At 72.6% G+C, this 23,024-nt stretch carries 22 protein-coding genes and 1 pseudogene; 2 read left to right on the top strand and 21 right to left on the bottom strand.

Features of this window, described 5'->3' with window-relative positions:
* The first annotated feature begins 97 nt into the window (after positions 1-97).
* Positions 98-643: a M23 family metallopeptidase gene (locus tag MTF65_RS21700; RefSeq protein WP_243630554.1), complete on the top strand. Its 546-nt coding sequence runs from the start codon at positions 98-100 to the stop codon at positions 641-643.
* Between the two features lie 42 nt (positions 644-685).
* Here the strand turns inward: MTF65_RS21700 and MTF65_RS21695 are convergent, their stop codons facing one another.
* The 18 genes and pseudogenes from MTF65_RS21695 to proS form a co-directional block, all read right to left on the bottom strand.
* Positions 686-1,243 (bottom strand): TetR/AcrR family transcriptional regulator, encoded by a 558-nt coding sequence (locus MTF65_RS21695; RefSeq protein ID WP_243630637.1) that lies wholly within the window; start codon positions 1,241-1,243, stop codon positions 686-688.
* A 61-nt stretch (positions 1,244-1,304) separates the two neighbouring features.
* A complete protein-coding gene (whiG, locus tag MTF65_RS21690) occupies positions 1,305-2,141 on the bottom strand; it encodes an RNA polymerase sigma factor WhiG (RefSeq protein WP_243630553.1) in 837 nt (278 codons plus the stop codon).
* Between the two features lie 209 nt (positions 2,142-2,350).
* The gene (gene dprA / locus MTF65_RS21685; protein WP_374207279.1) at positions 2,351-3,475 is read right to left on the bottom strand and encodes a DNA-processing protein DprA; all 1,125 of its coding nucleotides are present in this window, start codon (positions 3,473-3,475) and stop codon (positions 2,351-2,353) included.
* Positions 3,476-3,948: 473 nt separating this feature from the next.
* Positions 3,949-5,582: pseudogene (locus tag MTF65_RS21680) on the bottom strand (YifB family Mg chelatase-like AAA ATPase).
* Entirely contained in the window at positions 5,582-5,953 is a 372-nt protein-coding gene (locus MTF65_RS21675; RefSeq protein ID WP_243630551.1) for a YraN family protein, read from the bottom strand. The pseudogene MTF65_RS21680 and the gene MTF65_RS21675 overlap by 1 nt, the downstream one beginning before the upstream one ends.
* A gap of 155 nt (positions 5,954-6,108) precedes the next feature.
* Positions 6,109-6,417 carry a DUF2469 domain-containing protein gene (locus tag MTF65_RS21670; protein ID WP_153486264.1) on the bottom strand — a complete coding sequence of 103 codons (309 nt, stop codon included), beginning with the start codon at positions 6,415-6,417 and terminating at the stop codon, positions 6,109-6,111.
* Between the two features lie 55 nt (positions 6,418-6,472).
* Entirely contained in the window at positions 6,473-6,985 is a 513-nt protein-coding gene (locus MTF65_RS21665) for an NUDIX hydrolase (RefSeq protein ID WP_243630550.1), read from the bottom strand.
* Positions 6,975-7,793, bottom strand: a complete 819-nt coding sequence (lepB, locus tag MTF65_RS21660) for a signal peptidase I (protein WP_243630549.1) — start codon at positions 7,791-7,793, stop codon at positions 6,975-6,977. The genes MTF65_RS21665 and lepB (MTF65_RS21660) overlap by 11 nt, the downstream gene beginning before the upstream one ends.
* Before the next feature lie 43 nt (positions 7,794-7,836).
* A complete protein-coding gene (gene lepB / locus MTF65_RS21655) occupies positions 7,837-8,742 on the bottom strand; it encodes a signal peptidase I (RefSeq protein WP_243630548.1) in 906 nt (301 codons plus the stop codon).
* Between the two features lie 113 nt (positions 8,743-8,855).
* Complete coding sequence (gene lepB, locus MTF65_RS21650; RefSeq protein WP_374207278.1) at positions 8,856-9,698, bottom strand: signal peptidase I; 843 nt, start codon at positions 9,696-9,698, stop codon at positions 8,856-8,858.
* Entirely contained in the window at positions 9,691-10,470 is a 780-nt protein-coding gene (lepB, locus tag MTF65_RS21645; RefSeq protein ID WP_243630547.1) for a signal peptidase I, read from the bottom strand. Before lepB (MTF65_RS21645) ends, lepB (MTF65_RS21650) begins: the two co-directional genes overlap by 8 nt.
* Positions 10,471-10,514: 44 nt before the next feature.
* On the bottom strand, positions 10,515-10,865 hold the full coding sequence (gene rplS / locus MTF65_RS21640; RefSeq protein WP_243630546.1) for a 50S ribosomal protein L19: 351 nt from the start codon (positions 10,863-10,865) through the stop codon (positions 10,515-10,517).
* 134 nt (positions 10,866-10,999) lie between these two features.
* The gene (gene trmD, locus MTF65_RS21635; protein ID WP_243630545.1) at positions 11,000-11,821 is read right to left on the bottom strand and encodes a tRNA (guanosine(37)-N1)-methyltransferase TrmD; all 822 of its coding nucleotides are present in this window, start codon (positions 11,819-11,821) and stop codon (positions 11,000-11,002) included.
* The gene (gene rimM, locus MTF65_RS21630) at positions 11,821-12,384 is read right to left on the bottom strand and encodes a ribosome maturation factor RimM (RefSeq protein WP_243630544.1); all 564 of its coding nucleotides are present in this window, start codon (positions 12,382-12,384) and stop codon (positions 11,821-11,823) included. The genes trmD and rimM overlap by 1 nt, the downstream gene beginning before the upstream one ends.
* A gap of 163 nt (positions 12,385-12,547) precedes the next feature.
* Entirely contained in the window at positions 12,548-12,787 is a 240-nt protein-coding gene (locus MTF65_RS21625) for an RNA-binding protein (RefSeq protein ID WP_007266827.1), read from the bottom strand.
* A 2-nt stretch (positions 12,788-12,789) separates the two neighbouring features.
* Positions 12,790-13,227 carry a 30S ribosomal protein S16 gene (gene rpsP, locus MTF65_RS21620; RefSeq protein ID WP_073776529.1) on the bottom strand — a complete coding sequence of 146 codons (438 nt, stop codon included), beginning with the start codon at positions 13,225-13,227 and terminating at the stop codon, positions 12,790-12,792.
* Positions 13,228-13,452: 225 nt separating this feature from the next.
* The gene (locus MTF65_RS21615) at positions 13,453-14,052 is read right to left on the bottom strand and encodes a hypothetical protein (RefSeq protein WP_243630543.1); all 600 of its coding nucleotides are present in this window, start codon (positions 14,050-14,052) and stop codon (positions 13,453-13,455) included.
* 233 nt (positions 14,053-14,285) lie between these two features.
* Complete coding sequence (gene proS, locus MTF65_RS21610; protein WP_243630542.1) at positions 14,286-15,698, bottom strand: proline--tRNA ligase; 1,413 nt, start codon at positions 15,696-15,698, stop codon at positions 14,286-14,288.
* 131 nt (positions 15,699-15,829) lie between these two features.
* Here proS and MTF65_RS21605 point away from each other — a divergent pair, with 131 nt between their 5' ends.
* Entirely contained in the window at positions 15,830-16,498 is a 669-nt protein-coding gene (locus MTF65_RS21605) for a methyltransferase type 11 (RefSeq protein ID WP_243630541.1), read from the top strand.
* Positions 16,499-16,551: 53 nt separating this feature from the next.
* Here MTF65_RS21605 and ftsH read toward each other — a convergent pair whose 3' ends face one another.
* The 3 genes from ftsH to MTF65_RS21590 all read right to left on the bottom strand — a co-directional run bounded on the left by ftsH (position 16,552) and on the right by MTF65_RS21590 (position 23,007).
* Entirely contained in the window at positions 16,552-18,519 is a 1,968-nt protein-coding gene (gene ftsH / locus MTF65_RS21600) for an ATP-dependent zinc metalloprotease FtsH (RefSeq protein ID WP_374207277.1), read from the bottom strand.
* 130 nt (positions 18,520-18,649) lie between these two features.
* Positions 18,650-20,224 (bottom strand): signal recognition particle protein, encoded by a 1,575-nt coding sequence (ffh, locus tag MTF65_RS21595; RefSeq protein ID WP_243630540.1) that lies wholly within the window; start codon positions 20,222-20,224, stop codon positions 18,650-18,652.
* Positions 20,225-20,571: 347 nt separating this feature from the next.
* A complete protein-coding gene (locus MTF65_RS21590; RefSeq protein WP_243630539.1) occupies positions 20,572-23,007 on the bottom strand; it encodes a [protein-PII] uridylyltransferase in 2,436 nt (811 codons plus the stop codon).
* Positions 23,008-23,024: the final 17 nt, after the last annotated feature.

The following is a 23,024-nucleotide window of genomic DNA, read 5'->3' as shown; positions in this document are numbered from 1 at the left end:
GGACCCGGCGGTATGCCGGGTGACGCCCTTGTCCACACCCTTCGGGCTGTCCACAGGCGCCCGCGTGCCGCGCGCCGCGGCCGGGACCCTGGACGGCATGACATCACTGCTGCTCAGCCTGCTCCTGGCCCTGACCGCCGCAGCGGCCGTGCCGCCCGGCCCCGCCATGCCCGGCGACGGCGTCGGAGTCCGCGCCGCCGTCCCCGGCGCCGTCCCCGGCGCCGTCCGGCCGCTGCCCGCGCCGCTGGCCGTGGTCCGGTGGTGGGATCCGCCGCCGAGCCCGTACGCGGCGGGGCACCGCGGCGTGGACCTGGCGGCCCCGGTGGGCGCGGAGCTCCGCGCGGTCGGCCCGGGCCGGGTGCACCACGCCGGGCAGGTGGCCGGGCGCGGGGTCCTCTCCCTCACCCTCCCGGGCGGCCTGCGCACCACGTACGAACCGGTCCGCCCGCTCGTCGCCGAGGGCGAGGAGGTGGCGGCGGGCCAGGTCGTCGCGGTCCTCACGGAGGGCGCCCACTGCCCCGGCCCCTGCCTCCACTGGGGCCTCCTGGCAGGCGACACCTACCTGAACCCCTTGGCGCTGCTCCCCCGCCCGACGCCGAGACTGCTCCCCACGACGGCCGCACCCGGCCCCGCCGGCGTCTGACGTGCGCGGCCTGAGCGGACCGCCCGCGAGGCTGCCGCCGGGTCAGCCCCGTACGCCCCGCAGGGCCATGGCGACGGCGGTCTCCGTCACGACGTCGGGGTCCTCGGCCGCGCCGAGCTCGATGCGCCGGACGGCAGCGTCCACGATCCCTTGCAGCAGCATCGCCGCGAGACGCGGCTCGGCCTGGCCCAACGCGCCCAACGCCTCGACCGTCATCGCGATCAGCCCGCCGTGCGCCGCGCGGATCTTCTCCCGCGCCCCGGCGTCCAGCTCACTCGCCGAGATCGCCACCACGGCCCGGTGCCGCCGGTCCCCGACCAGCCCGAGCTGGCTCCGCACGTAGGCCTCGATCTTCGCCTCCGGCGTGTCCGCCGCCTCCATCGCCGCCTCGATCTCGGCAGCCCAGACGGGGAAGTCCACCGCGCACAGCTCTTCGACCACGGCCGCGCGAGAGCGGAAGTACTCGTACACGGAGGACCGGGCGAGACCGGTCCGCTCCGCGAGGGCGGGGAAGGTCAGCGCCTCCGTACCGCCTTCGGACAGCAGGGAACGCGCGGCGTCCAACAGGGCGCCGCGCTGCATCGACCGGTGCTCGGCCACGGAGGCCGCTCGAATCCTGGGCACACGTCCACTTTACGGAGGTGCGCAAGGCCGACGGCCGTCATCGCCCGACATCCGCCAGCTTCGCCCTGAGTTGCAGCACGGACTTGGTGTGGATCTGGCTGACCCGGCTCTCGGTGACGCCCAGCACGTTGCCGATCTCGGCGAGGGTGAGGCCCTCGTAGTAGTAGAGGGTCACCACCGTCTTCTCCCGCTCGGGCAGGGTGTTGATCGCCCGCGCCAGCAGCCGCCGCAGTTCGCGGTCCTCGGCCACCTCCACCGGGTTGTCGGCGGCGGTGTCCTCCAGGGTGTCCATCAGCGACAGGCGGTCGCCGCCCTCCCCGCCGGCGTGCAGCAGCTCGTCCAGGGCGACCACGTTGGCCAGGGACAACTGGCTGAAGACGGTGTGGAGTTCCTCGACCCCGATCCCCATCTCCTCGGCGACCTCGCACTCCGACGGCGTGCGCCGCAGCTGGGCCTCCAGCGTCGCGTAGGCCCGCTCCACGGCCCGCGCCTTCTGCCGGACGGAGCGCGGGATCCAGTCCAGCGCCCGCAGTTCGTCGATCATCGCGCCCCGGATCCGGGTGATCGCGTACGTCTCGAACTTGATGGACCGGTCGATGTCGAACTTCTCGATGGCGTCGATCAGCCCGAAGACGCCGGAGGAGACGAAGTCGGCCTGTTCCACATTGGCCGGCAGACCCACGCTGACCCGGCCCGCCACGTACTTCACGAGGGGCGAGTAGTGCAGGATCAGCTGCTGTCTCAGCCGCTCGTCACCCGACTCCTTGTACGAGCGCCAGAGTGCCTCCAGGGACGAGGGCGCGGTGGACCGCTCGCTGCCGCGGGCAGCGGGCGGCACCGCAGCGCGGTCAGACCCTGAAGTGTGCTGGGGCATGCTTCGCCTTTGCCGGAGCGGGATTCCTTGGGAGCGTAGCGTGACGGAAGAGTCGCGGTGCGCGAAGAGTACGGGATCGCGCGGGGGTGCAGGGGCGGCCCGAGTCGCGCGGGCGGCCCGGGACCGGCGCCTGGCGCTCGGTCCCGGCGACTGCCACCGGGAAGACCGCGTCTCTCATCGGCTTCACTCTTTCACCGGAACGCCCCAGGTCAACGACCGCCTCGCCGGGGGGTGCCCGTTTGTATGCCTCCCTCAGGTGTCTGCCTGGTCAACTGCCAGCCGTCGCCCTGCCGTTCGACGAACCCCAGAGAGTGAAGTTCGTACAGTCTGCCGATGACTTCATCAGTGTCGGTGGCCGCGGCGAGGGCGACCTCCGCCACGTTCGCGAGGCGGCCGGCGGGGAGGGCTTCGAGTACCCGGGCGGCGGCCGGGTCGAGCAGGTCGCGCGCGAGTACCGGACCGCGCCGCTCGGGAGCCAGCTCGCCCATGGCCCCGACCAGTTCGATCACCTCCGCGGCGTCCGTGACGAGCGCCGCCTCGCCCCGGAGCAGTGCGTGCACCCCGGCCGAGAGCCCGCTGGTGGCGGGGCCGGGGATGCCCATCGTGAGCCGCCCGAGCCGCTGGGCCCGCCGGGCGGTGACGAGGGAGCCGCTGCGGTGGGCCGCCTCCACCACCACCGTCCCCCGGGTGAGGGCGGCGATGACCCGGTTGCGCAGTACGAACCGGCTGGGCGTGGGGTGACTGCCGGGCGGCAACTCCCCGAGGACCAGCCCCTGGCCGGCGATCCGGCCGAGCAGACCGGCGTGCCCGCGCGGGTAGGCCACATCGACTCCGCAGGCCAGCACCGCGGCCGTGGCCCCGCCCGAGGCGAGTGCTCCCCTGTGCGCGGCGCCGTCGATCCCGTACGCCGCGCCGGAGACCACCACCCAGCCGCGCTCGGCGAGCCCGGCGGCCAGGGTCTGGGCCATGTGCGCCCCGTACGGGGTACAGGCCCGCGCGCCGACCACGGCGACGGAGCGCAGCGCCCAGGTCCGCAGGCTGGGCCGGCCCCGGAGCCACAGGCCGATGGGCCGTTCGTCACCCAGGTCGTCCAGCTGGGTCGGCCACTCCGCCGACCCCGGGCAGACGAACCGTGCGCCCGACTCGGCGGCTGCCGCGAGGTCCCGCCGTGGGTCGGCGAGCGCGGCCCGTCTGCGGTATCCGGCGAGCCGGTCCGGCCCCACCCCGGCCAGCGTGCCCGTTTCCGGGGCGGGGCCCGAGAGCAGCCGTATCAGCCCGACGGCGCCGAACGCCCGGAGCCAGCGGCCGCCGTGCTCCTCCCCGGGCTCAAGCACCCGCGTCAACGCAACCCGCGCCAACACCTCCACCCCCGCCCCCTCCTCCCACACCGACCCCGACCCACAGCCCGGCCCCTTCCCCCGCGCCGACCCCGACCCGGACTCTCCGCCCCAGCCCGGCCCCGGCTCACCGTCCGAGGCCGACCCCGACCCACAGCCCGGCCCCTTCCCCCGCTCCGACCCAGACCCCAACCCGCAGCCCGGCCCCTTCTCCCGCGCCGACCCCAACCCGCAGCCCGGCCCCTTCTCCCGCGCCGACCCCGGCCCCGACCCGGACTCCGAGCCCCAGCTCGGCCCCGGCTGACCGTCCGAGGCCGACTCCGACCCGCAGCCGGGCCCCTTCTCCCGCTCAGGCCGCGACTCCGAGGCCCAGCTCGGCGGCTCACCGTCCGGGGCCGAACCCGGATCGCACCCGGGGGTGGGTACGCACTCCCGCTCGCGCTCCGGTCCGTGACCCGGTCCGGCGGCGCTCATGGCCCGGCCCCCGCGGCCAGCGTCGCCCCGCGGGCGATTCCGGTGCGCAGCTCCAGGGCGACGGCCACATCCGCCGCTCCGGGCCGGTCCCGCCCCCGGAGGTCGGCGACGGTCCAGGCGACCCGCAGCACCCGGTCCAGCCCCCCGCGGTGAGCAGCCCGCGCTCAAGGTCCCGCTCGGCCTGGGCCAGGGCTCCCGGTTCCGCCGGCCAGCGGGTCCTCAGCTCGTGTCCGGGCACCTCGGCGTTGAGTCGCCACGGGGTGTCCGCGAGCCGCGCCCCGGCCCGGTCCCTGGCCTCCCGGACCCGGTCCGCCACCACCGCCGTGCTCTCCCCGCGGCCGCCGCGCCCCAGCAGATCGGACCGGGTGACCGGCTCGACCTCCACCCGCAGATCCACCCGGTCCAGCAGCGGCCCGGACAGCCGGGCCTGGTAGCGCCGGACGACGGAGGCCGGACAGTCGCAGCCGGCCCCTTGCAGGCTGTGCCTGCCGCACGGGCAGGGATTGGCCGCGAGCAGCATCAGGAACCTGGCCGGCAGCCGTACCACCCCGGCGGCCCGGGCGATGACCACGTGTCCCGATTCCAGGGGCTGCCGCAGGGCGTCCAGGGCCTTGGTGCTGAACTCGGCGGCCTCGTCCAGAAAGAGCACGCCCCGGTGGGCCAGCGAGACCGCCCCGGGCCTGGGCACGCCGGCCCCGCCCCCGACCAGTGACTGCATCGTCGCCGAATGGTGCGGGGCGCAGTACGGGGGCCGGCCGACCAGTGGTTCCCCGGGCGGAAGGATTCCCGCGACCGAGTGGACGGCCGTCACCTCCAGGGAGTCCTGTCGGGTGAGCGGCGGCAGGATCCACGGCAGCCGCTCGGCCAGCATCGTCTTGCCCGCGCCCGGAGGCCCGCTGAGGAAGAGGTGGTGTCCCCCGGAGGCGGCCACCTCCAGGGCCCGGCGGGCACCGTACTGCCCGGCGACGTCGGAGAGGTCGGGGTGGTCCGGGGAGTCTGCCCCGCCCGCCGAACCGCGGGCGAGCCCCGTGCCGAGGCCGGCGCCGGGCACGACCAGGCCGGCCAGCATGGGATCCGGCCGCCCCGGCGGATCCGGCGGATCCTCCTCGGGCACCACCCCGTCCGTCAGCACCGCGATCAGCTGCCGCAGGCTGCGCACCCCGAGCACCGAGACGTCCGGGACGAGCGTGGCCTCGGCCGCGCACTGCTGCGGGACCACGACCTGCCGGTATCCCGCCTCGGCCGCCGCGAGGACCGCCGGCAGGATGCCCCGGACGGGGCGCACCCGGCCGTCCAGCCCGAGCTCTCCGATGAGCACGAGGTCGGCGATGGCGGCGGGATCGACCACCTCGGCGGCCCCCAGCACCGCGGCCGCCACGGCCATATCGAAGCCGGCGCCGGATTTCGGTACGGAGGCCGGGCTGAGCCCGACCGTGAGCTTCTTCTGCGGCCACGCGGCGCCGGAGTTCACGACGGCCGCCCGCACCCGGTCCCGGCTCTCGACGAGGGTCTTGTCGGGCAGCCCCACCAGCGTGAAGGCCGCGACCCCGGGCTCCAGGTCGGCCTGGACCTCGACCACCACGCCCTCGACGCCCACGAGGGCCACCGAGCAGGCCCGCGCGAACCCCATCAGGCAACCCCCCTGACGTGTTCCACCACGGGCGCACCGCGCCGCGGCAGCAGGACTCCGACGAGGTCGATGCGCACACCGCCCGGGGGTGGCCCCCCGTGGTCCGCGAGCCAGCGCTCGGCGAGCCGGCGCAATCGCGCGGCCTTGCCCGGCCGGACCGCGGCCATGGGGTGCTCGAACTCCCCCGCCCGCCGGGTCTTCACCTCGCACACGACGAGGGCGTCCCCGTCCCGCGCGACGATGTCGATCTCCCCGCTCCGGCACCGCCAGTTCCGCGCGATCACGGTGATCCCGGCCTCGGCCAGCGTCCGTACCGCCAGCTCTTCGCCGTACCGCCCCAATGCCTGCTGTGCCACGCCCTTCGCGTTCATCCGGCACCACCTCCGGTACCGACGATCCCGCGTCCCCACCCCGCTTGTGGATCTTGGTGGACAACCGGGGCGTTGTGGATAACTCCGTCACCCACACGACGGACGACCGCCGCCCCCGGGGGCAGCGGCCGCTCAGTGCCGGGTGCGGTGGCCGCTCAGGTGCCGGGAAGTTCGAGATCGCTCTTGTTGAGCTCCTCGATGTTCACGTCCTTGAAGGTCAGCACCCGCACCTGCTTGACGAACCGGGCCGGTCGGTACATGTCCCAGACCCACGCGTCGGCCATGGAGACCTCGAAGAACACCTCGCCCTGGACCGAGTGCACCTGCATCTCGTAATCGTTGGTGAGGTAGAAACGGCGTTCGGTCTCGATCACATACTTGAACAGCCCGACGACGTCGCGATACTCGCGATAGAGCTTCAGCTCCATCTCGGTCTCGTACTTCTCGAGGTCCTCGGCACTCATGGCATGTTCCCCTTCAGCCGTGCGTCCCCCTATTGTGCGCCAGGCTCCCGCGCCCCTAAACGATTTCCGGGGCGAGGACCACCGGCACATCCGGAGGACCGTCGTCGAGCAGCGTCCGGAGCAGCCCGGCCAGTCTGGTCGGGTACACCGTCTCACGGGCCGCGGACAGTTCCTCGGAGGTCCACCACCTGGCCCCGATGACGCTGCGCCGCTCCAGCTCGGTGAGCCCGCCCATCACGGTCTCGGCCCGGGCGGTCCGCGTCCGGGCGAGGAAGTACCACTCGTCCTGTTCCCAGCGCCGCCCGTCGAAGGGGAAGGAGCAGTACCGGTGCCACAGCACCGGCCCCAGCTCCACGTCCGTGATCCCGGTCTCCTCGGCCAGCTCGCGCAGCGCGGCCTCCTCGCGGGTCTCGGACCCCTCCAGCCCGCCGCCCGGGGTGAACCACCAGTCGTCCGCCGGGTCCTGCGGCTCGAAGCCGTGCAGCAGCAGGATGCGGTCCTGGGGGTCCAGCAGGATCACCCGCGACACCTTTCGGAGGCCGTCGGCCGCGGCCGGGTCAGCGGACACCCGCCTGCTCCCGCCTGCGACCGCGCCCGAGAATCCGTACGAGCGGCCCGTACGCGGCACCCAGCACCACCAACGCGGCTCCGGCCACCACCGCGGCCGCCTGGAGCCTCAGCGGCCCGGGCCGCGAGATGCCGCCGGGCAGCGCCGCGTAGGTCTGCGGCCGGTCCACCATCGCCACCGAGGGCCACGCCACGGCGTCGACGCGGGCACTGACCGCGGCCCGGGCCACGGTCCCCTGCCCGGCCTCCTGGAGGTGCGCCCGGGAGTCCAGCGAGGCCGACCGCCGGTCACCCAGCAGGAAGAGCTTGCCCTCCGGCACCGTCACTTCGAAGGGGGTGTCGGATGCCACGCCGAGCGAGCCATCCGCCGTACCGACACCCGACGTACCCGACCCCGAACCCGCACCCGTACCCGAACCCGCCGTGGGGCGCTCGATGTACGGCTCGTCGAGCTCCTTGCCGTTCACGGTGAGCCGGCCGCCCTGGCCGCAGCATCTGACGGTGTCGCCGCCGACGCCGACGACCCGCTTGACCATGGGCGAGTCACTCCACACGGAATCAGTAAAGATGACCACGTCCCCGCGGCGCACCTCACCGCCGTCGATGCGCTGCGCCAGCACCCGGTCCCCGGGCTTCACCGTCGGCATCATCGAGTCGGTCGGCACCGTGTAGGGCTGGTACGCGACCGCCCCCCAGACGAAACCGCCCAGGAAGAGCACAAAGCCGATGGCCACGGCCAGCCCCGACAACATGTTGCCGAGGCCGCCGCGGCCATCCTTTTCAGCGCGTATCGCCTGTGTTCCGCCCATTGCAGCGCCCCCATGCCCGGAGATCGTCGACCTGGGCGGCACCCTACCCGGCGGTACGGCCCCCGGTCAGCTTCCGCCGGCGCCACATGACGAGCGGCACGGCACCGGTGAGCCCCAGCGCGGCCGGGCCGAGCCCGACGGGGGCCAGTCCCGACGCCCCGAGGCCCAGCGCGGACGCGGCGGCCTGGTTGCCGATGCCGGGCTGGTCGAAGGTGTCCGGGATCGGCAGGGTGGACCAGCGGGTGACCGGCCACGCGACGACGACGGCGCGACCGACGACCTTGTCGACGGGAACGAAGCCCTGGGTGGAGTCCTGCATGTGGTAGCGGGAGTCCTGGGAGTTCTGGCGGTGGTCGCCCATGACCCAGATCTTGCCCTTGGGCACGGTGATCGGCCCGAACGGGGCGTCGTCGCAAGGGGTGTTGCCGGGGAAGATGTACGGCTCGTCCAGCTCCTTGCCGTTGACGACGACCGGTCCCCCCTTCTTGCACTCGACCGTGTCCCCGCCGATGGCGATGGTCCGCTTGATCAGGTCCTTCTCGGCGGCGTCCGGCATCAGGCCGATCTTGCTGAGGATCTGCTGGGCGAGGTTCGGCTCCGGGGTGGGCTCTCCGGACAGCCAGTCCGCCGGGTCGTGGAAGACGACGACCTCGCCGCGCTCGGGCTCGGAGCCGAACCACGGGGTCAGCTTGTCCACCAGGACGCGGTCCCCGCGCTGCAGGGTGTTCTGCATCGAGTCGGAGGGGATCGAGAACGCCTGGACCAGGAAGGTCTTGATCAGCAGGGCCAGCAGCAGGGCGATACCGATGAGGAGCGGGAGCTCCTTCCAGAAGGAGCGGTGCGGGTGCGCCTTGGAACCGCCGTCCTCCTCCTCGGCCTCGCGCTTCACGGCGTCATCGTCCGGCCGCTCCTCGCCCTCGTCGCGTCCGGACCGTGCGCCTACCGCCACATCCCCCACATCCACTCCTCTTGTAGAGATCGCCGCCCGCGCCGAACCGGACACGGGCCCTCCCCTCCCCTAACGAGCGGGAGTTCCCTAAGGCTCGGGAGACCCAGGACACACTATGCGAACGGTGCGCCCCTACGGCGCCTGCCGGGCCCGCGCCGCCCGCTCCGTGCCTGATCGGGGACCATGCGGAAGGTGGCCGGCGTCTCCAGTCGGCGCCAGTGTCCGAACGGCCAGGCGATCACCACGGCCTCCCCGACCACCCCCTGCTCGTCGATGGTGCCCTCGAAGGCCTCGTCGAGGTGCCAGCGGGAATCGGCCGAATTCGCGCGGTGGTCGCCCATGACGAACAGCCGCCCCTCCGGCACCTTCACCTCGAAGCGGATGTCCGACGGGGAGTTGCCGGGGTTCACGTACGGCTCATCGAGCGCCGCCCCGTTGACGGTGACCCGGCCCCTGCCGTCGCAGCACTTGACGGTGTCCCCGCCGACTCCGATGACCCGCTTGATCAGGTCCTGCTCGTCGGCGGAGGGCAGCAGGCCGATGAAGGTCAGGGTCTGCTTGACCTGCTTGACGCCGATCGGGTCGGGGGCCTGGCGGGCGGCCTCGCCCTTGAGCCAGCCGCCGGGGTCCTGGAACACGACGACGTCGCCCCGCTCCACCTTGGAACCGAACCACGGGGTCAGCTTGTCCACGAGGACCCGGTCGCCGATCCGGATCGTCTGCTCCATCGAGCCGGACGGGATGAAGAAGGCCTGCACCAGGAAGGTCTTGAGGACGAGTGCTATGCACAGCGCGACGACGACCAGCAGCGGGAGCTCGCCCGCCCGGCGGGTACGCCGGCGCCTGCGGACCCGGCGCGCCAGCCGGCGCCGCTCGGCCCGGCCGCCCTCCACCACGAGGGGTTCGGGCTCCGGCTCGGGCTCCCGCTCGCGTCTCGGCCGGCCGCGGCTACCCATGCCCGCCGCCGGCAACCCCAGCACCGGAGCCGACACCGACGCCGGCGCCAGAACCGGAGCCAGATCCGGAACCGGTCCCGCCCCAGCGCGAGACCGGCCAGCCGATCCAGTCCGCCCGCCCGATCACCTTCTCCACCGGCACCATCCCCCCGCCCGGCTCTCCCAGGTGGTCCCGGGAGTCCCGGGACTGGGAACGATGATCACCCATGACCCACAGGGTCCCAAGGGGTACGACGACGCGGAAGGGCACGCTTGAGGCGCCGTCGCCCGGGTACAGGTACGGCTCGTCGAGCGGGACCCCGTTGACCTTGATCCGCCCGCCGGAGTCGCAGCACACCACGTCGTCACCGCCGATGCCCACGACCCGCTTCACGAAGTCGGAGTCGGACGGTTCGGCGAGCCCGAGCGCCGAGGCCGCGCCGTGCAGGGCCTCGCCGACTGGATTGCCGTCGGCTCCGGCCCGCTCCCGCACGAAGGACCCCGTGCCGTCGAAGACCACCACGTCCCCGCGAAGCGGCTGGTCGCCGAAACGGTAGGCCAGCTTGTTCACCAGGACCCGGTCCCCGACCTTGAGCGTCGGCTCCATCGAGCGGCTCGGGATCAGGAAGGGCTGTACGACGAAGTTGCTGAGCAGCAGCAGGAAGGCGGTGCAGACCACGCCGAGCCATCCGGCCCGCCGCCAGGTCAGCGTCGAAAACGCACAGCGCGGCCGCCCCGCCCCCTGTTCGGGGGAGGAGTGGCCGCGCTGTGTGAGCTCTGCTTCGGTGTCCATCGGGGGCGAGCCTATCCGGCCGCCTCCGGAACCCGGAGAGGAGATCAGCGGTCGCGCTTCTCCTTGATCTTCGCGGCCTTGCCGCGGAGCTCACGGAGGAAGTACAGCTTGGCGCGACGCACGTCACCGCGGGTGACGAGCTCGATCTTCTCGAAGATCGGGGAGTTCACCGGGAAGGTGCGCTCCACGCCGACGCTGAAGGAGACCTTGCGAACGGTGAAGGTCTCGGAGACGCCAGCGCCCTGGCGACGGATGACAACGCCCTTGAACTGCTGGATACGGGAGCGGTTGCCCTCGATGACACGGACGTGCACGTTGATCGTGTCACCCGGGCGGAAGGCCGGGACGTCGGAGCGGATCGAGGCGGCGTTGACGCCATCGAGCAGGTGAGACATGGTGTTCGTCTGCTTTCTTCGCACGACGCCACAGGTCGCCGGTGCGGGGTTTCCGTAGAGAATTCGGGAGCTGCGACACTCGGCGGACGACGGTCCCCCTGTGGCAGGGGCGCACGCGAGCACACAGCAGCCGCCTATTCTTCCACGGCCTCCGGCCTACGCCAAAATCGGCCGTCCGCGGTCGGCTTCCAGCCCAGCAGGCTCAGCATCTCCCGGTCCTTCTTGTCGAAGGCGGAGGCCTCGCAGCGCTCGATCAGGTCGGGGCGGTTGCGCGCGGTCCGCCGGAAGGCCTCGTCCCGGCGCCAGCGGGCGATCTTGCCGTGGTGGCCGCTGAGCAGCACCTCGGGGATACCGCGCCCGCGCCACCGCGGTGGCTTGGTGAAGACGGGCCCTTCCAGCAGGTTCGCCATCTCGCCGGGCGCGAAGGAGTCGTCCCGGTGCGATTCGGCGTTGCCGAGGACTCCGGGCAGCAGCCGGGCCACGGCCTCGGTGACGACCAGGACCGCCGCCTCACCGCCGGCCAGGACGTAATCGCCGATGGAGACCTCGTACACCGGCATCCGCGTGGCGTACTCGTCCATGACGCGACGGTCGATGCCCTCGTAGCGGGCCGGGGTGAAGATGAGCCAGGGCCGCTCGGAGAGCTCGACGGCGAGTTCCTGGGTGAACGGGCGGCCGCTGGGCGTGGGGACGACCATGACCGGCCCGTGCGCGCCGGCCTCGTAGCCGTCGGCCAGCGCCGCGTCCAGGGCCTCGCCCCACGGCTCGGTCTTCATGACCATGCCGGGGCCGCCGCCGTAGGGGGTGTCGTCCACCGTGTTGTGCCGGTCGTACGTCCAGTCCCGCAGGTCGTGGACGTGTACGTCGAGCTGGCCGCGGGCGCGTGCCTTGCCGACGAGCGAGACGTTCAGCGGCTCCAGGTACTCGGGGAAGATCGTGACGACGTCGAGACGCATCAGGCTTCTTTCCCGTCGTCACGCCCGTTGTCACGCTGGGAGACGACCTCTGCGCGGTCGTCGATCAGCCCGGGCGGCGGGGTGATGACACAGCGCTGCTCCTCCAGGTCGATCTCGGCGACGATCTCCCCGACGAAGGGGATCATCACCTCGGTGCCGTCCGGCCGCTCGACGATGAAGAGGTCCTGGGAGGGCAGGTGGGAGATCTCGGTGATCCGGCCGATCTCGGTGCCGTCCTCCAGCACCACATCCAGGTCCATCAGCTGGTGGTCGTAGTACTCGTCGGGCTCCGCCGGGAGCTCCGCCGGGTCCACGTCGGCGATCAGCAGGATGTTGCGCAGCGCCTCGGCGCCGGTGCGGTCCTTGACGCCCGCGAAGCGGAGCAGGAGCCGGCCGCTGTGCACCCGGCCCGTCTCGATGGTCAGCGGACCCGCCGACGCCGGTTCGGTCTGGAGCACGGCACCGGGCCCGAGCCGCAGCTCCGGCTCGTCGGTCCGCACCTCGACGGTGACCTCACCCTTGATCCCGTGGGCGCGGCCGATCCGCGCGACTACCAGCTGCACTTCTGCTCTCCCTTTCGCGGCTGAACCGCCGCCGCTCTCGCGGAGGTGGTACCTCTCCGTCGCGGTTTCTCAATCAATGGTCGCTCTGCTCGTGGGCAGAAACGACTCAGGCCGGGGTGGGCGACCAATCGCCCTCCCCGGCCCGTGCCGGTGATTCAACTGCTCAGCGGACCTGGTCCACGTCGACGAGGTCGACGCGGATCCCCCGGCCGCCGATGGCGCCCACGACGGTACGCAGAGCACGTGCGGTGCGGCCGTTGCGGCCGATCACCTTGCCGAGGTCGTCGGGGTGGACCCGGACCTCGAGCACCTGCCCGCGGCGCAGGTTGCGCGAGGCGACCTGCACATCGTCGGGGTTGTCCACAATGCCCTTTACGAGGTGCTCAAGAGCCTCCTCGAGCATGATCAGGCCTCGGTCGACTCGGCGGCGGCCTCAGCCTCGTCCGCCTTCTTGTCGGCCTTCTTCTTCTGGGTGATGGCCTCGCCCTTGCCCTCGCCGATGCCCTCGAGGGCCTTGGCGAACTCGTCGAAGGAGCGACGCTTGCTCTCCTTCGTCTCCGGCTGGAGGAGCGGCGCGGGGGCGGGGAGACCCTTGTGGGCCTGCCAGTCACCGGTCAGCTTCAGGATGGCGAGCACAGCCTCGGTGGGCTGGGCGCCGACGGACAGCCAGTACTGCGCACGCTCGGCGTTGACCTCGATGCGCGACGGGTTGTAGGTCGGGTGGTAGATACCGATCTCTTCGATCGCGCGACCGTCCCGGCGGGTGCGGGCGTCGGCGACGACGATGCGGTAGTGCGGCTGGCGAATCTTGCCGAGGCGCTTGAGCTTGATCTTGACTGCCACTGGAGTGGTGTCTCCTGAACTTGACGTGGTTGGGCACATGAGATGCCACGTGGGGTTGCGGTACTCGGGTGCCCGATGGACGCGTCAGCCGGAGGAGAGAGGGGTCCTATGCGACTGTCGAGTACAGCTAGCCATTGTGCCATACGCCCGCTGCGCGCTCAGCCGGGAGGCCCCGGGACCGGCCCATCGCCCTCACGGTCCGCGCCCCCCGCGGGGCGCCCCCGCTCAGGAGGCGGCGGCCGAGAGGGCGGCCTCGGGAATGCGGAACGGCTTCATGCAGCCTCCGCAGACGATCGGCGCCTGGGCCAGCACGGAGGGAACGACCCGCACATTGCGCCCGCAGTCGCAGACCGCCTTGACGCGCACCCCGCCGCCGGACGAGCCGTGCCGGGCGGCCGGACCGCGGAAGCTGCGCTTGGTGTCGGCGGCGGTGGCGACCGTATGCGCCTTGAGGGCGCGCTGGAGCCGCTCCATGGTCGGGCGGTAGCGCTTCTTCGCCTCGGGACTGAGCGAGACCAGCGAGAAGCCGCTGCTGGCATGCGGCTCGTCCGAGTGGTCCAGCCCCATCTCCTCGGCGATCGCGAGGAATCTGCGGTTGTGGTAGCGGCCGGCGCGCGAGGTGTCGCGGACTCCTCGGGCGGCGGCGATGCCGTGGACTGCCTCGTGCAGCAGTCGCTCGAAGGAGAGTTCCGCGCCACAGGCGGACGAGGACTCTCCGATCAGGGACTCGGGCGCGGCAAGGTCAGGCAGCTCGGGGTGGTACCGCTGAATGTCGGCCCACGCCTGCGCCAGCTCTGCGGCGAGAACAGGTGGTGTCGTGCTCACGTCGTGACAACGAGCCGGGGTGCCCAGGTGTTCCGATTCCGGGCCATTCCAAATTTTTTGCACGTACCAGTCAGTTCAGTCTCATCTGTCCTGACGAGGACGGGTGCGCCGATCTCAGGAGGAGTCGGTACGTAACGACGACCAACAAGCACCAACCCCGGCGGGCGGCTCGGGCCGCACGCCGGGGCGTGAGAAGACAGCGGTGCCGGCGAGTGCCGACCAGCGAGTGCCGGCTAGTACGAGCGCGCGACGATCGCGAGCGTACCGGGGGCGTCGTCCGCCTCCGGAACCGACCCGTCCGCGGCGATCAGGCAGCGCACGGAGACGGCCTGCTCGGCGAGCTTGGCCTCGCCCTCCGGGCCGAGGTCGGCCCACGGGATCCGCGCCCAGCCACCGGCGACGGCGGCCTCGGCGGCCTCCTCGATGGTGGCGACGTCGGAGGTACGGGCCACACGGCGCTCGCGGGACTCGCGCAGCAGCTGCGCCTGGTCCTCTTCGAGCACCTTGGGCAGCAGGTCGGCGAGCGCGTCGATCTGCACCGGGGTCTTCCCGCCCGGGATCCGGCGGGCCAGCATCGCGGTGCCGGCCTCCAGGTCGCGGGGGCCGATCTCGATGCGGACCGGTACGCCCTTGAGCTCCCAGTCCACGGCGCGGCGGCCGAAGGGGGTGTCCACGCGGTCGTCGACCTGCACGCGGATGCCGGCGGCCTTCAGCCGGGCACCCAGCTCGCGGACCTTGGTGACGGCCTCGTCGCCCTTGATCGCCATGACGACGACCTGGACGTGCGCGAGGCGCGGCGGGACCCGCAGGCCGTTGTCGTCGCCGTGAGACATGATCAGGCCGCCGACCATGCGGGTCGAGACGCCCCACGAGGTCTGCCAGACGAGCTCCTGCTTGCCTTCCTTCGACAGGTACTGGGTGTTGAAGGCCTTGGCGAAGTTGGTGCCGAGCTCGTGGCTGGTGCCCAGCTGAAGGGCCTTGCCGTCGCCCATCATGCCCTCGAGGGTGAGGGTGTTGATGGCGCCGGCGAAGCGCTCCTTGGCGGTCTTGCGGCCGAGCACGACGTCGATGCCGAGCACGTTCGTCATGAAGTCGCCGTACACGTCCGTGTGGATGCGGGCGGCGTAGTCGCGGGCTTCCTCGTAGGTGGCGTGGGCCGTGTGGCCCTCCTGCCACAGGAACTCGCTCGTGCGGAGGAAGACGCGCGGGCGCATCTCCCAGCGGACGACGTTGGCCCACTGGTTGATCAGCAGGGGCAGGTCCCGGTAGCTCTGGACCCACTTGGAGAAGTAGTCGTTGATGATCGTCTCGGAGGTGGGCCGGACGACGACCGGCTCTTCCAGCTCCTTGCCGCCGCCGTGCGTGACGACCGCCAGCTCGGGGGCGAAGCCCTCGACGTGCTCGGCTTCCCTCGTCAGGTAGGACTGCGGGATGAACAGCGGGAAGTACGCGTTCTGGGCGCCCGCGTCCTTGATGCGCGCGTCCATCTCCTGCTGCATCCGCTCCCACAGGCCGTAGCCGTACGGCCGGATGACCATGGTGCCGCGTACCGGACCGTTGTCGGCCAGCTCGGCCTTGTTGATCAGATCCTGGTACCAGCGGGGAAAATCCTCCGCCTGGGGGGTGAGAACGGGTGCCTTTGCCATGGCGCGAATGGTACGGCGCCGGGCGCGTCGAGCGTGAATCGGGTGGCGCACTCCTCTGGACGCGGAGGCGAATGGGGAGTTCTCTGGCAACGGGGGCAAGGGGGCGACACGGAATCAGGAGCGCTCTTTCGATGACACCGACGCCGACGCTGGTCGCCCGGGACTGGGCGGAGATCCAGGAACGGATGCTGGTACCGCTGTACGAAGCGGTCTACGACCGGCTGGAGGTAGGGCCGGGTGACCGGCTGCTGGGCCTCGGCTGCGGGGCGGGGCTGCCCCTCCTGCTGGCCGCGGGGCGGGGAGCCCTGACCACGGGTGTGGAGGCCGATCCGGCCCGCCGGGCACTGGCGCGCGAGCGGCTGCTGGAGGTGGTGGCCGCCGCTCCGGCGCCCCGGGTGCCGTACGACGTGCTGCTGGCGTTCTCACCCCGCCCGGGCGACTTCGCCGCGGCCCTGCCGGCGGTCCGCCGGGGCGGTGCGGTGGTGCTGGCGGACTGGGGTCCGGCGGAGCGGTGCACGGTGCCGGAGGTGCTGGGGGGCGGGCCGGTGCCCCGGGACCTGGACGCGATGGTGTCGGGGGCGGGGCTGGTGCCGGACGGGTCGGGGCGGGTGTTCTGCCCCTTCGGGTACGCGGATGTGGACAGCGCGGTACGGGGGCTGCTGTCGACGGGGCTGTACCAGAGCGCCGATCCCGCCCTCGCGGAGAAGGAACTGGCCGAGGCGCTTCACCCGTACGAGCGCGGTGACGGTGCCGTGTGGCTGCCGAACATCTTTCGGTACGTGATCGCCCGGGTGGCCTGACGCGCGGGCCCCGCCGGCGCCGCGGATGCGGGCCGGCGGGGGCGGGCGGGTTCCTAGAAGTCGCCCGCCGCACCCGTCTCGCCCGCCTCGCCCGCCTCGGCGCTCTTGCGCAGCCGCGGGATGCCCGCGGCCGCGTACGCGGCGGGTTCGTCCAGGGTCTCGTTGGCGAGGAGGGCCTCGGCCAGGGCGTCGAGCTTCGGGCGGTTTTCGCGCAGCAGGTCGCAGGCCTCCTCGTAGCACTCGTCCACGATCCGCCGCATCTCGTGGTCCACCGCGTCGAGGGTGGCGGGGGCGGCGGACAGGCCGTACGGGCCCTGCCCGTCGGACGGCACGGCGGTGAGTTTGCCGACACGCTCGCTCATGCCCCAGCGGCCGACCATGCCGCGGACGATGTTGGTGACCTGTTCGAGGTCGTTCTCCGCGCCCGTGGTGATGACGTCGTAGACGATGTGCTCGGCCGCCATGCCGCCCAGGGCGCCGATGATGCGGCCGCGCAGGTACTCCTCCGTGTACGCGTACCGGTCCGCGTCCGGGGTCGAGAGGGTGACGCCGAGCGCCCGGCCGCGCGGGACGATGGTGATCTTGCGGACCGGGTCGGCCCCGGGCTGGAGCATGCCCAGCAGGGCGTGGCCGCTCTCGTGGTACGCCGTACGGCGGCGCTCCTCCAACGGCATGACCAGGGACCGCTCCGCGCCGAGCTGGATCTTCTCCAGGGCGTCCGACAGGTCGGACTGGGTGACCCGGTCCTGGCGGCGCTTGACGGCCAGCAGCGCGGCCTCGTTGGCCAGGTTGGCCAGTTCGGCGCCCGTCATGCCGGGGGTGGTACGGGCCATGTGGGCCAGGTCCACGTTCTCGGCGAGCGGGATGTCGCGGGTGTGGATGCGCAGGATGGCCTCGCGGCCGCCCCGGTCCGGCGGGGCGACGACCACCGTACGGTCGAAGCGGCCGGGGCGGGTCAGGGCCGGGTCCAGGACGTCCGCGCGGTTGGTGGCGGCCAGGACGACGACGCCCTCCGAGCCGGAGAAGCCGTCCATTTCGGTGAGGATCTGGTTCAGGGTCTGCTCGCGCTCGTCGTGGCCGCCCATCGTGGCGCCGCCGCCGCGCACCCGGCCGATGGTGTCGATCTCGTCGATGAAAATGATCGCGGGGGCCACCTTGCGTGCCTCGGTGAAGAGTTCACGGACCCGGGAGGCACCCACGCCGACGATCATCTCGATGAACTCGGACGCGGAGGCGGAGAAGAACGGCACCCCGGCTTCGCCGGCGACGGCCCGCGCGAGCAGGGTCTTGCCGGTGCCGGGCGGTCCGGACAGCAGGACTCCGCCGGGCATCCGGGCGCCCAGCTTCCGGTACTCCTGCGGGTTTTTCAGGAAGTCGACGACGTCGCTCAGTTCCCCCGCCACCTCGTCGATGCCCGCGACGTCCTCGAAGGTGGTGCGCTTGGCGCCCTCCAGCTCCACCGGCTTGGGCGGCGCCTTGCGGCCGAGCCCGCCGACGCCGCCCATCCCCGCGCCCATGCGCCGGGCGACGAGGACCCACAGAAGGACGAGCAGGAGCATCGGGGCCAGGGAGAGCAGCAGATTGGCGAGGAAGCTGCGCTGCACGACAACCGGGGAGGCCGTGACGTTGACGTTCTGCTTGGTGAGGTTGGCCCACAGGTCGTCGTCGGCGAAGGCCGGGCGTTGGGTGACGAACTTGGTGTAGTCGCCCTCGCCGCCGTCCGGCACCGGCTGCTCGGCCTTCAGCTCGCCCTGGATGGCGTCGCCCTTGGAGTAGATCTTCGAGACGTTGCCGGCGGCGACCTGCTTGCTGAACTCGGTGTACGAGACCGTCGGCTCGTCGCCCCGGTTGAAGAAGGACAGCACCACGTTGGTGATCAGGTAGACGATCAGCGCGGCGAGGATGAGCCACCGCCAGCCGCCGGGCATCTTCTTCTTCTGCGGCGGACCGGGCGGGGCGCCTTCGGAGCGCCAGGGCGTATCGGCCCGGTCGCGCGGGGGCACGGGGGTGGGGGTGGGCACGGGGCCTCCTTCTGCCGTCCTCCCGGCCGACCATAAGGGATGAATCGTCCCCTTGCGTCCGGAAGAACGGGAAGGGCCCCGGCCGTATCCCCGGCCGGGGCCCTCCACGTCGCGCCGACTCCTGCGCGGACTACTTCATGAACTTCTTGAACTCGTCCGGGAGGTCGAACTCGTCGGCGGACCCGGACTGACCACCCGCGGGCAGCCCGAAGGGGTTGGCGGCGGCGGGCTCGACGGCCTGCGGGCCCGCCTCGCGCCGGGCGGCGGCCGCGGCCTCCTCTTCCCTGCGCTTCATCGGGTTACCGCTCTTGCGCTTGCCCTTGGCCTGCTTGACCTGCTTCTTCTGCCGGCCGGGGCCGCCACCCATGCCCGGAATGCCCGGCATCCCGGGCATCCCGCCGCCCTGGGCCATGCGGGACATCATCTTGCGGGCGTCGAAGAAGCGCTCGACCAGGCTCTTGACGGCGCTGACCTCGACACCGGAGCCCTTGGCGATACGGGCGCGGCGCGAGCCGTTGATGATGTGCGGGTCCTGGCGCTCGGCCGGGGTCATCGACTTGATGATCGCGGCGGTGCGGTCCACGTCGCGCTCGTCGATGTTGTTGATCTGGTCCTTGATCTGCCCCATGCCGGGCAGCATCCCGAGCAGCTTGGAGATGGAGCCCATCTTGCGGACCTGCTCCATCTGGGCCAGGAAGTCGTCGAGCGTGAACTCCTTGGGGCCCTTGGCGAGCTTGGCCGCCATCTTCTCGGCCTCGGCCTGCGAGAAGGTCTTCTCGGCCTGCTCGATGAGGGTGAGCATGTCACCCATGTCGAGGATCCGGCCCGCCATGCGGTCGGGGTGGAACGCGTCGAACTCGTCGAGCTTCTCGCCGTTCGAGGCGAACATGATCTGCTTGCCGGTGACGTGCGCGATGGAGAGCGCGGCACCGCCGCGGGCGTCGCCGTCGAGCTTGGAGAGCACGACGCCGTCGAAGCCGACGCCGTCGCGGAAGGCCTCGGCGGTGTTGACCGCGTCCTGGCCGATCATGGCGTCGACGACGAACAGGATCTCGTCGGGGCTGACGGCGTCGCGGATGTCCGCGGCCTGCTGCATCATGTCGGCGTCGATGCCGAGACGGCCGGCGGTGTCGACGATGACGATGTCGTGCTGCTTGGTGCGCGCGTACTCGATGGAGTCCTTCGCGACCTGGACCGGGTCGCCGACGCCGTTGCCGGGCTGCGGGCCGTAGAACGCGACGCCCGCGCGGTCGGCGACCACGGAGAGCTGGTTGACGGCGTTGGGGCGCTGGAGGTCGCACGCGACGAGGAGCGGGGTGTGGCCCTGCCCCTTGAGCCAGAGGCCGAGCTTTCCGGCGAGGGTGGTCTTGCCGGCACCCTGGAGACCGGCCAGCATGATCACGGTCGGCGCGGTCTTGGCGAAGCGCAGCCGCCGGGTCTCGCCGCCGAGGATCGTGACGAGCTCGTCGTTGACGATCTTGAGGACCTGCTGGCCCGGGTTCAGGGCCTTGCTGACCTCTTCGCCGCGAGCCCGTTCCTTGACGTTCGCGATGAAGGAGCGGACGACCGGGAGGGCGACGTCGGCCTCAAGGAGCGCGATACGGATTTCCCGGGCCGCGGAGTCGATGTCAGCCTCGGACAGCCGGCCTTTGCCGCGCAGGCCCTTGAAGGTATTCGCCAAGCGGTCGGAGAGCGTATCGAACACGGTGGTCGCGATTCCTCGGGTCGGGGGCGTGGTGGTCGTCCCCCAGGGTATCGGGCCGCGCCACGAGGTGGACCCGGCGGTCCGATCCCGGGCCCTTGGGCTCCGCCGGGCCGCCGCTGCGCGGGGCCTCTCCCCGCCCCGCCCTTTCTCCGTTTCTCCCCCAGCTACCGCTGGGAGGTGCCCCCAGGGCTCCGCCCGGACCCGCGCCTCAAACGCCGGCGGGGCTGGATTTGGCCGGCGTCAGCCTGCAAGTGCGCGCAGCGCAACCTTGCAGGGCAATTCCAGCCCCGCCGGCGTTTGAGGCGCGGGGGTTCGGGGGCGGAGCCCCCGACAGCGGCGCCGCAGGGCTACGACAGGGCCTCCTGCACCCCGACGGCAAGGGCGGCGGCCTCCCGGGGAGGCAGGGGTTTACCGTCGGCGTCGACGACGTACACGGTGTCCACCGCGTTGGCGCCCAGCGTCGAGACGTGCGCGCTGCGCACCCGGACCCCGGCCGATTCCAGCGCGCGCCCGATGCGGTGCAGCAGCCCGACCGCGTCCGGCGCCCGCACCTCCAGGACCGTGGCCAGGGAGGAGACGTCCGGGACCGCCGTGACCCGGGGCGGCGGCGGCACCACGCCCCGCCGGCGCGGGTACGCCGCCTCGCGGTCCGCCAGCTTCGCCGGGACGTCCAGCGAGCCGTCCAGCGCGCGGACCAGGTCCGTACGCAGCCGGGACCCCTCCGGCAGTGAGCCGTAGGCAGCGGCCACGCGCCAGCGCAGGACGAGGACCTCGCCCAGCCGGTCCGGGAGCTCCAGCGAGCGGAGGTCCGCGGCGCGGACCGTGAGCCGGTGCAGGGCCAGGACGCCCGCCATCGCGGGGAGGACCCCCGGCTGGTCCGGGACCGCGACGACCAGCTCCACCCCCACCGCGTCCTCCTCCTGGCGGGCGTGCAGCGCCAGCACCGGTTCCCCGGTGCGCAGCGCCTCGACCGCCAGGCGTTCCTCCTCGGTCGTCGGGACAGCGGGTTCGGCGGCCACCGGAGCCGCGCCCTGGAGCACCGACGCCACCCGGGACACCAGGTCCGCCACGAGCGACCCCCGCCACGCGCTCCACGCCGCCGGCCCGGTCGCCAGCGCGTCCGCCTCCGTCAGGGCGTGCAGCAGCTCCAGCGTGCCCGGCGAGCCCACCGCGTCCGCGACCGACCGCACGGTCGCCGGGTCGTCCAGGTCGCGCCGGGTCGCGGTGTCGATCAGCAGCAGGTGGTGGCGTACGAGCACGCCCAGGGCGGCGACGTCCTCCGCGTCGAAGCCCATGCGTACCGCCATGTCGCGCGCGATGGTCTCGCCCGCCGCCGAGTGGTCCCCGGGCCAGCCCTTGCCGATGTCGTGCAGCAGGGCGGCCACCAGCAGCAGGTCCGGCCGGCCCACCCGCCGGGTCAGGGCCGAGGCCCGGACCGCCGTCTCCACCAGGTGCCGGTCCACCGTCCAGGTGTGCACCGGGTTGCGCTGCGGGCGGCACCGCACCCGTTCCCAGTCGGGCAGCAGCCGGGTGATCAGGCCCTCGGCCTCCAGCGCCTCCCACACCCCCACGGTCGGCTCCCCCGCGCCGAGCAGGGTCACCAGCTGCTCCCGTGCCTCCGCCGGCCACGGCACCGGGAGCGGCTTGGCCTGCGCCGCGAGCCTGCGTACGGCGTGCAGGGACACGGGAAGGCCCGCCTGCGCGGCCGCCGCGCCGAATCGGAGCGCGAGCACCGGATCCCGGTCGGGCCGCGCCGCCAGTGCCAGTACGGCCTCTCCGTCGGACTCCACGACCCCCTCGGCCAGCGGCGCCCGCTCGGCGGCCGCGGGTCCCCGGCCCCCCAGCAGCCCGCGCAGCCTCGGCCGCGCCGACCGGGCGCGCAGCACGCGCCCGACCTCCCGCCAGGTCACGTCACCGGCGTACGCGACCACCCGCGCGGCCTCGTACACCTCCCGCAGCAGCGCGTCGGCGTCGAGCAGCCCGAGCTGCGCGGCGACCTGGTCCTGCTCCTGGAGCGAGAGCCGGTCGGTCGCCCGGCCCGTCACCAGGTGCAGCGCGTCCCGCGCGTCCAGCAGCCGCCGACGGGCCTCGGCCAGGCCCTCGCGCGGGGCGTCGGCCAGCCAGGAGGCGGCGACGGCCCCCAGCGCGGTGATGTCCCGGAGCCCCCCGCGGGCCTCCTTGAGATCGGGTTCCAGCAGGAACCGGAGCTCTCCGGCCCGCTCGTGCCGCTCGCGGCACAGGGAGTGCAGGTGCGGGAGCCGCTTGGCGGCCTGGTTGCGCCAGTCGGCCAGTACGGAGGTCCGCAGGCCCGCCAGCAGCCCCGCGTCGCCCGCGACCGGCCGCGCGTCGAGTAGCCCGAGGTGCACCTTGAGGTCCTCGGCGGCGGTCTTGCGCGCCTCGGCCGGGGTCCGTACCGAGTGGTCCAGGGCCACCCCCAGGTCCCAGACGGGGTACCAGAGGCGGTCTGCCAGCGCGCTGAGCGCTCGCGGCTCGGCCTTCCCGTCGTGGAGCAGCAGCAGGTCGAGGTCGCTGCGCGGGGAGAGTTCGCCGCGCCCGTAGCCGCCGACGGCGACCAGGGCCGCGCCCCGTACGCCCGTTTCTCGTACGGCCGTCGCGAACAGCGCGCTCAGCCAGTCGTCGGTCAGCCCGGCCAGGGCGGAACGCCGCGAAGGCCCGGACCGCGACTCCTCCTGGAGGAGTCGCAGCCGGGCCGCGGCGTAACCGCTGGGTCCCGAGTCGGCCGGATCGGTCGGATCCGTGGTCGTGTTCTCGACGCTCGTCACCCAGGAGCTCCCGTCAC

Origin of the sequence: Streptomyces sp. APSN-46.1 (assembly GCF_022815725.1) — a bacterium.
In the GTDB taxonomy this organism is placed as follows: domain Bacteria; phylum Actinomycetota; class Actinomycetes; order Streptomycetales; family Streptomycetaceae; genus Streptomyces.
Note: the sequence above shows the minus strand (reverse complement) of the source record. Positions and strands in the feature narration are given on the sequence as shown.